The organism is Rubrivivax benzoatilyticus JA2 = ATCC BAA-35 (assembly GCF_000190375.1).
Classification (GTDB): Bacteria; Pseudomonadota; Gammaproteobacteria; order Burkholderiales; family Burkholderiaceae_C; genus Rubrivivax; species Rubrivivax benzoatilyticus.
This window is the reverse complement of the sequence record NZ_AEWG01000043.1, coordinates 1-10,674: the sequence shown is the minus strand read 5'-3', so window position 1 is coordinate 10,674 and position 10,674 is coordinate 1. Positions and strand designations below refer to the sequence as shown.

The 10,674-nt window shown below is 71.0% G+C and carries 11 protein-coding genes and 1 pseudogene; all 12 read left to right on the top strand.

Going from position 1 to position 10,674, the window contains the following annotated elements:
- Positions 1-190: 190 nt before the first annotated feature.
- Positions 191-643, top strand: a complete 453-nt coding sequence (locus RBXJA2T_RS04555; RefSeq protein ID WP_009856148.1) for a flagellar basal body rod protein FlgB — start codon at positions 191-193, stop codon at positions 641-643.
- A gap of 11 nt (positions 644-654) precedes the next feature.
- A complete protein-coding gene (flgC, locus tag RBXJA2T_RS04550) occupies positions 655-1,074 on the top strand; it encodes a flagellar basal body rod protein FlgC (RefSeq protein ID WP_009856147.1) in 420 nt (139 codons plus the stop codon).
- 18 nt (positions 1,075-1,092) lie between these two features.
- Positions 1,093-1,734 carry a flagellar hook assembly protein FlgD gene (locus tag RBXJA2T_RS04545; protein ID WP_009856146.1) on the top strand — a complete coding sequence of 214 codons (642 nt, stop codon included), beginning with the start codon at positions 1,093-1,095 and terminating at the stop codon, positions 1,732-1,734.
- Between the two features lie 13 nt (positions 1,735-1,747).
- Positions 1,748-3,046: a flagellar hook protein FlgE gene (gene flgE / locus RBXJA2T_RS04540; protein WP_009856145.1), complete on the top strand. Its 1,299-nt coding sequence runs from the start codon at positions 1,748-1,750 to the stop codon at positions 3,044-3,046.
- A 25-nt stretch (positions 3,047-3,071) separates the two neighbouring features.
- Positions 3,072-3,794 (top strand): flagellar basal-body rod protein FlgF, encoded by a 723-nt coding sequence (gene flgF, locus RBXJA2T_RS04535; RefSeq protein WP_009856144.1) that lies wholly within the window; start codon positions 3,072-3,074, stop codon positions 3,792-3,794.
- Positions 3,795-3,956: 162 nt separating this feature from the next.
- Positions 3,957-4,739: a flagellar basal-body rod protein FlgG gene (flgG, locus tag RBXJA2T_RS04530; RefSeq protein WP_009856143.1), complete on the top strand. Its 783-nt coding sequence runs from the start codon at positions 3,957-3,959 to the stop codon at positions 4,737-4,739.
- Complete coding sequence (locus RBXJA2T_RS04525) at positions 4,736-5,419, top strand: flagellar basal body L-ring protein FlgH (RefSeq protein ID WP_009856142.1); 684 nt, start codon at positions 4,736-4,738, stop codon at positions 5,417-5,419. The genes flgG and RBXJA2T_RS04525 overlap by 4 nt, the downstream gene beginning before the upstream one ends.
- 11 nt (positions 5,420-5,430) lie before the next feature.
- Positions 5,431-6,537, top strand: coding sequence for a flagellar basal body P-ring protein FlgI (locus RBXJA2T_RS04520; protein WP_009856141.1), 1,107 nt, complete (start codon positions 5,431-5,433; stop codon positions 6,535-6,537).
- On the top strand, positions 6,537-7,397 hold the full coding sequence (gene flgJ, locus RBXJA2T_RS04515; protein ID WP_009856140.1) for a flagellar assembly peptidoglycan hydrolase FlgJ: 861 nt from the start codon (positions 6,537-6,539) through the stop codon (positions 7,395-7,397). Before RBXJA2T_RS04520 ends, flgJ begins: the two co-directional genes overlap by 1 nt.
- 3 nt (positions 7,398-7,400) lie before the next feature.
- Entirely contained in the window at positions 7,401-9,398 is a 1,998-nt protein-coding gene (flgK, locus tag RBXJA2T_RS04510; RefSeq protein WP_029718828.1) for a flagellar hook-associated protein FlgK, read from the top strand.
- A 27-nt stretch (positions 9,399-9,425) separates the two neighbouring features.
- Entirely contained in the window at positions 9,426-10,352 is a 927-nt protein-coding gene (gene flgL, locus RBXJA2T_RS04505) for a flagellar hook-associated protein FlgL (RefSeq protein ID WP_009856138.1), read from the top strand.
- A pseudogene (locus tag RBXJA2T_RS04500) lies at positions 10,352-10,674 on the top strand (EAL and HDOD domain-containing protein); the annotation flags it as partial. The gene flgL and the pseudogene RBXJA2T_RS04500, both read left to right, overlap by 1 nt.

Genomic DNA, 10,674 nt, shown 5'->3' with positions numbered 1-10,674 from the left:
CGGCGGCCAGCAGCAGGGCGCCGGCCGTGCCTCGCGAGCGGGGGGCAGTCCTTTTCCACGCGACGCACTCTAGACGTCGGCAGCGCGGGCACGGCGGCGAAAAGCGCCGGGATGTGCCCGCTTATCGGCCCCAAGCCGCGGCCCCGGCTGCCGAGAATCGGCGCGGACCATCCCGAAGGAGCGCGAGCCCATGATCAACCGCCTGACCGGACAGCTGGACTTCCAGGCCCAGGCGCTCGCGCTGCGCTCGGAGCGCCAGCGCGTGATCGCCAGCAACATCGCCAACGCCGACACGCCCGGCTACGTGGCGCGCGACTTCGACTTCTCGCAGGCGTTGCGCGAGGCCACCGCCTCGCTGCCGCGCCCGCCGGCCAGCGGCGCGGCACCGGCCGGCGGCGGCAACGAGCTCGGCTCGCCGGTGGCCCGCGGCCTGCTGGCCGAAGGCTTCGGCCGCCAGCGCCCGGCGACCGACCTGCGCTACGGCGCGCCGTCCCAGACCAACCTCGACAGCAACACCGTCGACATGGACCGCGAGCGCGCGGCCTTCGTCGACAACACGCTGAAGTTCGAGGCCTCGCTGCGCTTCCTCAACGGCAGCGTCAGGACGCTGACCGACGCGATGAAGAGCCACAACCAGGGCTGAGGAACCGAATCATGAGCATGTTCCGCATCTTCGACGTCTCGGGCAGCGCGGTCAGCGCGCAGAGCCAGCGGCTCAACGTCGTCGCCAGCAACCTCGCCAACGCCGACACCGTGGCCGGCCCCGACGGCCAGGCCTACAAGGCGCGCCAGGTGGTGTTCCAGACCGCGCTGATGGACGCCGGCGCCGACCCGGCCAGCGCCGCCGGCGTGCGCGTCTCGACGATCCGCGAGGACGCGAGCCCCGGCCGGCGCGTGCACGACCCCAAGCACCCCGCTGCCGACGCCGAGGGCTACGTCACTTTCAGCAACGTCAACGCGGTGCAGGAGATGGTCGACATGATCTCCGCGTCGCGCTCCTACCAGAACAACGTCGAGGTGATGAACACCGCGAAGACCCTGCTGCAGAAGACGCTGCAGATGGGCCAGTCCTGAGCCTGAACGGAAGACGCGATGACCACCATCGATCCCTACGCCGCGATCAACACCCCGACCGAGAGCAAGAACGCGGGCACCGCGTCGGCCAGCGCCGACCGCTTCCTGAAGCTGCTGGTCGCGCAGATGCAGAACCAGGACCCGCTGAATCCGATGGACAACGCGCAGGTCACGAGCCAGATGGCGCAGATCAACACCGTGACCGGCATCGAGAAGCTCAACGAGACGGTCACCGGCCTGAACTCGCAGTTCCTGCAGATGCAGGCCATGCAGGGCGCCTCGCTGATCGGCCGCGACGTCACCGTCGAGGGCAAGCACCTGGACGTGCGCCAGGGCGTGGGCGTCGGCGGCATCGACCTGTCGGGCGCCGCGGACTCGGTCAAGGTCGAGATCCTCGACGCCTCGGGCCGCGTCGCCGACACGCTCAACCTCGGTGCGGCCAAGGCCGGCACGCACAGCTTCAGCTGGGACGCGAGCAAGGTCGAGGACCCCAGCGGCTACACCTTCCGCGTCACCGCCAAGCTCGGCACGACGACCGTGCAGACGACGCCGCTGATGCGCGACACGGTGGCCGCGGTCAGCAACTCCGGCGGCAAGCTCCAGCTCGAACTCGCCCACAGCGGCGCCATCGACTACACCGCCGTCAAGGCCTACAACTGAACAGGACGACACGATGAGCTTCCAGCAAGGTCTCTCCGGGCTCAACGCGACCAGCAAGAGCCTGGACGTCATCGGCAACAACATCGCCAACGCCAACACCTACGGCGCCAAGGTCTCGCGCGCCGAGTTCTCCGACATGTACGCCACCGCGCTCAACGGCGCCGGGGTCAACAACGTCGGCATCGGCGTGACGCTGGGCGCGGTGTCGCAGCAGTTCACGCAGGGCAACATCTCGACCACCGGCAACGCGATGGACATGGCGATCAACGGCGCCGGGTTCTTCCAGGTGACCGACGGCGTCAGCCCGACCGTGTACACGCGCAACGGCCAGTTCAAGGTCGACCGCGAGGGCTACATCGTCAACAACGAGAAGCTCAAGCTGATGGGCTACCCGGCCGACGGCACCGGCACCATCCAGCCCGGCCTGGCGCAGCCGCTGAAGCTGCCGACGGCCGGCATCGCGCCGAGCGCGACGAGCAAGATCGAGCTGGAGTTCAACCTCAAGGCCGACTCGGTGGTCACGGCGCCGGCGGCCACCGCGACGCCGCAGATCGACTTCACCGACAAGTCGACCTACAACAACGCGACCTCGGTCGTCGCCTACGACTCCAAGGGCCAGGACGTCGCGCTGTCGTACTACTTCCAGAAGGAGTCGAACGACAAGTGGAACGTCTACGTCACCGCCAACGGCCAGCCGGTGAACGTCGACGCCGCCGGCAACCCGGTGAAGTGGCAGACGCTGGAGTTCGACAACACCACCGGCCGCCTGGCCTCGCCGGACCCGGCCGACGCGCTGGCGCTGAGCATCACCAACGACCTGATCATCACCGACCCGGTCACCGGCCGCGAGACCTCGCGCATCGTGGTGCCGCTGAACATGTCGGTCAACGTGGCCAGCGCGACCCAGTACGACCAGACCTTCGGCGTCACCAACCTGACGCAGAACGGCTACGCCGCCGGCCAGCTCACCTCGATCGCGATCGAGGCCGACGGCATCGTGCTGGCGCGCTACAGCAACGGCCAGAGCAAGCCCGCCGGCCAGCTCGAGCTCGCCAACTTCCGCAACCCGCAGGGCCTGCAGCCGCTGGGCGGCAACGTCTGGGCCAGCACCTACGCCTCGGGCGACGCGGTCGTCGGCGTGCCCAGCGAGGGCAACATGGGCGTCATCCAGGCCGGCGCGCTGGAGGAGTCGAACATCGACCTCACCGGCGAGCTGGTCAACATGATCACCGCGCAGCGCATCTACCAGGCCAACGCGCAGACCATCAAGACCCAGGACCAGGTCATGCAGACGCTGGTCAACATGCGCTGAACGCGCGCGCGGCGGAGGCTGAACCGTGGACCGTCTGATCTACCTGTCGATGGGCGGCGCGAAGGCGACGATGGAGCGCCAGGACGTGCTCGCCAACAACCTGGCCAACGCGTCGACGACCGGCTTTCGCGCCGAGCTGCAGGCCTTCCGTGCCGTGCCGGTGCGCGGCGACGGCGCCAGCACCCGGGTCTACGCGCTGGAGTCCACCGTCGGCCACGACGACCAGTCCGGCCCGCTGCAGGTCACCGGCCGCAACCTCGACGTCGCGATGCGCGGCAAGTCCTGGCTGGCGGTGCAGTCGCTCGACGGCACCGAGGCCTACACGCGCGCCGGCTCGATGGAGGTCAGCGCCGAGGGCGTGCTGGTCACGCCGTCGGGCCTGCCGGTGCTCGGCGACGGCGGCCCGATCACGGTGCCGGCCAACGCGACGCTGACGATCGGCGCCGACGGCACCGTCTCGGCGGCGGCCAACGGCGGCAAGCCGCAGGCCATCGGCCGGCTCAAGCTGGTCACGCCCGAGGCGCCGCTGACGCGCGGCACCGACGGCCTGTTCCGCGCCGCCGACGGCGACCTGCCGGCCGATCCGGCCGCCCGGCTGCAGGACGGCGCCCTCGAGGGCAGCAACGTCAGCCCGGTCGAGACCATGGTGCAGATGATCTCCGCGGCGCGCCAGTTCGAGCAGCAGATCAAGATGCTGCAGACCGCCGAGCAGAAGGAGCAGGGCGCCACCAAGCTGCTGGCGACCTGAGTCCGGGCCCCCGGCCCGGCCCCCCGACACGCCGCGCCCCGAGCGCGGCGTTTTCGTTGGCGGCGCGGAGATGCGGGCACAACGCGGCTGTTTTCGGCGTTTCGACCGGGCTTGTCCGCCCTCAAGATTCGCTCGTACCCGTCCGCCCCCCGAGGAACCGACATGCTTCGTTCGCTATGGATCGCCAAGACCGGCATGGAGGGCCAGCAGACCAAGCTGGACGTCATCTCCAACAACCTCGCCAACGTCGGCACCAACGGCTTCAAGCGCGGCGGCGTCCAGTTCGAGGACCTGATCTACCAGAACCTGCGCCAGGCCGGGGCCGCCAGCAGCGAGCAGAGCACGCTGCCGACCGGCCTGCAGGTCGGCCTGGGCGTGCGCGCCGCCGGCACGACGCGCAACTTCAGCCAGGGCAACCTGCAGCAGACGGGCAACAGCTACGACATCGCGATCAAGGGCAACGGCTTCTTCCAGATCCAGATGCCCGACGGCACCACCGGCTACACGCGTGACGGCGGCTTCCAGGTCGACAACGCCGGCCAGCTGGTCACCAACCAGGGCTACCCGGTGCAGCCCGGCATCACGATCCCGGCCGACGCCAAGACCGTCACCGTGGCCGACGACGGCACGGTGCAGGTGACGACCGCCGGCAACGCCACGCCGACCACCGTCGGCCAGCTGCAGCTGGCGAACTTCATCAATCCGGCCGGCCTGGAGTCGCTGGGCGGCAACCTCTACGCCGAGACCGCGGCCTCGGGCACGCCCAACACCGGCACGCCGGGCACCAACGAGCTCGGCGCGCTGCAGCAGGGTTTCGTCGAGACCAGCAACGTCAACGTCGTCGAGGAGCTCGTCAACATGATCGCGACGCAGCGCGCCTACGAGCTGAACTCGAAGGCCATCCAGACCTCCGACCAGATGCTGCAGAAGCTGGGGCAGCTGTGAACACGCTCGTGAGGACCTGCCTGGCCGCCGCGGCGCTGGCGCTCGCCGGCTGCGAGACGATGTACCCGACGGTGCAGTTCGAGCAGCCCACCGGCGCCGACACGCCGCCGCCGGTGGTCGCGGCCGAGGCGCCGAGCACCGGCGCGATCTTCCAGACCTCGCAGTACCGGCCGCTGTTCGAGGACCACCGCGCGCGCCAGGCCGGCGACACGCTGCAGGTGCGCATCGTCGAGAAGATCAGCGCCACCGCCAAGTCGACGAGCTCGCTGGACAAGACCACCGACCTGAGCGGCGGCATCACCGCGCTGCCCGGCATCAACGCCGCCACGGCGCTGCGCCGCGCCGCCGTCAGCGCCAACTCCGAGAACAGCTTCGCCGGCAAGGGCAGCACCCAGAACAGCAACGACTTCCAGGGCACGATCACCGTCACCGTGCGCGGCGTGCTGCCCAACGGCCACCTGCTGGTGGCCGGCGAGAAGCAGATCGGCGTCAACGCCAACGTCGACGTGCTGCGCTTCTCGGGCCAGGTCGACCCGCGCGCGATCGAGCCGGGCAACGTCGTGCAGAGCACGCGCATCGCCAACGTGCGGCTGGAGCAGCGCGGCCGCGGCGCCCAGGCCGACACCAACGCCGTCGGCTGGCTCAGCCGGGTGTTCTTCAGCGTGCTGTGGCCGCTGTGAGGAGCGACACGATGCGAAGCCTCGTCCTGCTCGTCGCCGCCGCGCTGACGGTGCTCGCCGCCGCGCCGGCCGCCGCCGCGGTGCGGCTCAAGGAAGTCGCCGCGGTGCAGGGCGTGCGCGCCAACGCGCTCGTCGGCTACGGCCTCGTCGTCGGCCTCGACGGCACCGGCGACCAGACCACCCAGACCCCGTTCACGACGCAGAGCGTGACGGCGATGCTGCAGCAGATGGGCGTCACCGTGCCCGCCGGCAGCAGCATGCAGCTGAAGAACGTCGCCGCGGTGATGGTCACCGCGCAGCTGCCGGCCTTCGCCCAGCCGGGCCAGCAGATCGACATCAACGTCTCGTCGATCGGCAACGCCAAGAGCCTGCGCGGCGGCACGCTGATCGCCACGCCGCTCAAGGGCGCCGACGGCAACGTCTACGCGCTGGCCCAGGGCAACCTGATCGTCGGCGGCGCCGGCGCCTCGGCCAACGGCTCCAAGGTCCAGATCAACCACCTGAGCGCCGGCCGCATCCCGATGGGCGCGACCGTCGAGCGCACCGTGCCGACGCCGCTGCTCGAAGGCGACGGCGTGCAGCTCGGGCTGCAGGCCGACGACTTCGCCACCGCGCGTGCGGTGGCCGACGCGATCAACCGCGCCAAGGGCCAGGGCACCGCCGTCGCGCTCGACGGGCGCAGCGTGCGCGTGCGCGCGCCGCAGGCGCCGGGCGAGCGCATCGCCTTCCTCGCCGACATCGAGAACCTGACGGTCGAGATCGCCAAGCCCGCCGCGCGCGTGGTGCTCAACGCGCGCACCGGCTCGGTGGTGATGAACGACGCCGTGACGCTGGGCGCCTGCGCCGTGGCCCACGGCAACCTGTCGGTGACGATCAGCACCACGCCGCAGGTCAGCCAGCCCAACCCCTTCGGCCAGGGCCAGACGGTCGAGTCGGCCAAGTCCGACATCGCCATCACCCAGCAGGGCGGCTCGCTGGTGCAGCTACCCGCGGGCACCAAGCTGGCCGACGTCGTCAAGGCGCTGAACTCGCTGGGCGCCACGCCGATGGACCTGCTGGCCATCCTGCAGGCGATGAAGAGCGCCGGCGCGCTCAACGCCGAGATCGAGGTGATCTGATGGCTGCCGGCCCGTCCTCGCTGTCGGTCGACTCGCGCTCGCTGGCCTCGCTGCAGGCCAAGGCCCAGCACGACCCCAAGGCCGCGGTGCGCGAGGCCGCCAAGCAGTTCGAGCGCCTGTTCATGAACGAGCTGCTGAAGAGCATGCGCCAGTCGACGATGGCCACCGGCCTGTCCGACGACCCGGGCCGCAAGATGGGCACCGAGATGCTCGACGAGCAGTACGCCGGCCAGCTCTCGGGGCTGCCGGGCGGGCTGGCCGACGTCATCGCGCGCCAGCTCGAGCGCCAGATGGGCATGGCGCCGGGGCCGATCCCGGTCACCGGCTCGGCCAACAACACGCCGGCGCCGCTGTCGGCGCGGCCGCAGGCCACGCGCATCCCGCAGACCGGCGCTGCCGGCTTCGTGCAGCAGCACGCCGGCGCCGCCGAGCGCGCCGAGCAGAAGACCGGCATCCCGTCGGAGTTCATGATCGCCCAGGCCGCGCACGAGACCGGCTGGGGCCGCAAGGAGATCCGCCACGCCGACGGCTCGCCGTCGTTCAACCTCTTCGGCATCAAGGCCGGCGCCAGCTGGAAGGGCCCGGTCGCCGAGGTGACGACCACCGAGTACGTCGACGGCAAGGCGCAGAAGATGGTGCAGAAGTTCCGCGCCTACGCCAGCTACGAGGAGTCCTTCGCCGACTACGCGAAGCTGATCTCCGAGAGCCCGCGCTACCGCGACACGGTGGCCGGCGCCACCGACGCGAGCACGTTCGCGCGCGGCCTGCAGAAGGCCGGCTACGCCACCGACCCGGCGTACGCGGACAAGCTCACCCGCGTCATCAACACGACGCTGCGCGTGCAGCGCAGCCTGGGGTAAGGGATGGCCGCTTCATCGCTGATGTCGCTGGGCATGCGTGCCATGACGGCAAGCTATGCCTCGATGCAGGTCACCGGGCACAACATCTCCAACGCCAACGTGCCCGGCTACTCGCGCCAGCAGGCCGAGCTGGCGACGGCCAAGGGCCAGTACACCGGGGCCGGCTTCTTCGGCAAGGGCGTCGACGTGGCCAGCGTCACGCGCGCGCACGACCAGTTCCTCACCCGGGCGGCGGCCTCGGCCAAGTCGCTGGCGGCGATGGACGAGACGCTGTCGCAGCGGCTGCAGCTGCTGGAGGACGTGTTCCCGACCGGCGAGAGCGGCCTGGGCTACAGCGTCGGCAACTTCCTCAACGCCATGGTCGACCTCGCCTCGCGGCCCGGCGACACGGCCACGCGCCAGGTCGTGCTGGCGCGTGCGCAGGACCTGGCGACGCGCTTCAATGCCGCCGCCGGCCAGATCGACACGCTGCAGGCCGGCGTCACCGCCGACCTGAAGACCACCGTCTCGGCGGTCAACGGCCTGACCAAGAGCCTGGCCAAGATCAACGACCAGATCGCCGCCGCGCGCGGCCTGGGCCAGCCGCCGAACGACCTGCTCGACGAGCGCGACCGCATCGTCAGCGAGCTGTCCTCCAAGATCCAGGTCAGCACCGTGATGGCCGACGACGGCACCGTCGGCGTCTTCGTCGCCGGCGGCCAGAACCTGGTGCTGGGCGCGACCTCGGTGGACATGCGCGTCACCACCGACCCGCTGGACACCTCGCGCTCGGCGCTGGCGCTGGTCGACGGCGACAAGCTGCGCATGCTCGACGAGAACTCGCTGGGCGGCGGCTCGATGACCGCGCTGCTGCGCTTCCAGAACGAGGACCTGGTCGACGCGCGCAACCTCGTCGGCCAGCTCGCCGCCGGCGTGGCCTCGGCGGTCAACGGCCAGCAGAGCCTGGGGCTGGACCTCAACGGCAACACCGGCAAGCCGCTGTTCCAGGTCGGCGCGCCGTCGGCCCGCTCGGACATCAACAACTCGCGCGACGCCAGCGGCAACTTCGCCGCCACGCTCAGCATCTCCGCGCCCGACGGCACCGTGCTGAAGGCGTCGGACTACCTGGTGCGCCCGGACCCGGCGACGGCCAACGGCTACGTCATCACGCGCCTGTCGAACCCGCAGGAGACCTTCCAGCGCACCGCCGACGCCAGCGGCCGCTTCGAGGTCGAGGGCCTGGAGGTCACGGTCAGCGGCACGCCGGCGGCCAGCGACCGCTTCCTGCTGCAGCCGGTGGCGCGCGCCGCCAGCGGCATGAACGCGCTGCTGCAGGATCCGCGCCAGATCGCCGCCGCCTCGCCGCTGGTCTCCTCGGTGGGCTCCGCCAACACCGGCACCGCGTCGGTGGCCTCGCTGACGATGGTGCGCACGCCGGACATGACGGCCAGCGCGGCGATCAGCTTCTCGACGACGCCCTCCGGCCAGCTGCAGTACAGCTGGACCGTCACCGACGGCGGTGGCACGTCGACGACGACCGGCCCGCTGGACTGGAACGAGGAGGGCATCGTCCCGCCCGAACCCGACTCGATCAACGGCGCCCGGCTGCGCCTGGCCGGCGTGCCCAGGGCCGGCGACACGATCGCCGTCAACACGATCGCGCCGGCCTACGTCGGCGCCAACAACGGCAACGCGCTGGCGCTGGCCGGCCTGCGCGATCAGGCCATCGTCGGCCGCAGCGAGAGCGGCGGCGTCTACAGCGGCGGCATGGTCGCCACCGACGCCTACGCCGCCGCGCTCGCCGACATCGCGGTGCGCGTGCAGACGACCAAGGCCGCCTCGACGATCTCGACCTCGGTGGCCAACCAGGCCGAGCTCGCGCGCAGCGAGGTCTCCGGCGTCAACCTCGACGAGGAGGCCGCGCGCCTCATCCAGTACCAGCAGAGCTACCAGGCCGCGGCCAAGGTGCTGCAGGTGGCCCAGAGCGTCTTCGAGACGCTGCTCCAGACCGCGGCCCGCTGAGGCCGCCTTCCAAGAGGCTGAAACGCCATGCGAATCACCGCTGCCAACGCCTTCGAGACCTCGATCAAGAACCTGCAGAAGCGCCAGGAAGGGCTGTCCGACGCGCAGGACCGCCTCACCAGCGGCAAACGCGTCGTCACCGCCAGCGACGACCCGGTGGCCGCCGCACGCGCCGAGCGCGCGCTCGCCGCGATGGTGCGCAGCGAGGCCAACCAGCGTGCGCTGGAGGCCAGCCGCAACGTCATGCTGCAGGCCGAGTCGGCGCTGGGCAATGCCGGCGACCTGCTGCAGCAGGCGCGCGAACTCGTCGTCCAGGGCGGCAACGGCAGCTACGGGGCCAGCAACCGCGAGACGCTGGCCGACGCGCTGCGCGGCATCCGCGCGCAGCTGCTGGGCGTGGCCAACCGCGGCGACGGTGCCGGCGGCTACGTCTTCGCCGGGCAGGGCGCCGACTCGCCGCCGTTCGTCGACACGCCGGGCGGCGTCATCTTCCGCGGCGCCGAGGGCGAGATCAGCGCCGCCTCGGACGAGGCCCTGCCGCTGTCGGTCGACGGCCGGCAGGCCTGGCTGGGTGCACGCGACCCGTCGGGCACCGGCACGGTCTCGGTCTTCACCGCGCTGGACACCGTGATCGGCAAGCTCTCGGACGGCTCGCTCAGCGAAGCCGAGGTCTCGACCGCGGTCAAGGAAGGGCTGGCCGACATCGACGCGGTGATGAACAACGTGCTCACCTCGCGCGCCGCCGCCGGCGAGGCGCTGAACCGCACCGACATGGTCGAGAGCCGCATCGCCGAGAGCAAGCTCGCCGCCAAGACCGAGCGTTCCAACGCCGAGGACCTTGACATGGTGCAGGCGATCTCCGACTTCCAGAACAGGCAAACCGGCTACGATGCGGCACTGAAGACGTATTCCCTGGTGCAGCGGCAATCGCTGTTCCAGTACCTCAGCGCCTGATGCACGACCTCCCGATCCTGGGCCCGGTGGCCCTGGGCTTCAGCCCGGTCATCGACCGCCAGCACGCCGTCGTCGCGACCCGTCTCACGGTCTTCCCCGAACAACCCGACGCCGGTTGCGACGTCGACGCGTTGCTGGCCGCCGTCGACGCGGTCTGGCCGCCCGAGGCCGACGCCGGCACGCCGGCGCTGTCGCTGAACCCGCGGCCGCTGGCGCCCGGCGGCGCCCGCCCGGCGGCGACGCTGCGGCCGGTGTCGCTGAACCTGGCCGGCGAGCGCCTGCTCGCCGACGTGCTGGCCGCCGCGCCGCGGCCGCAGGCCAT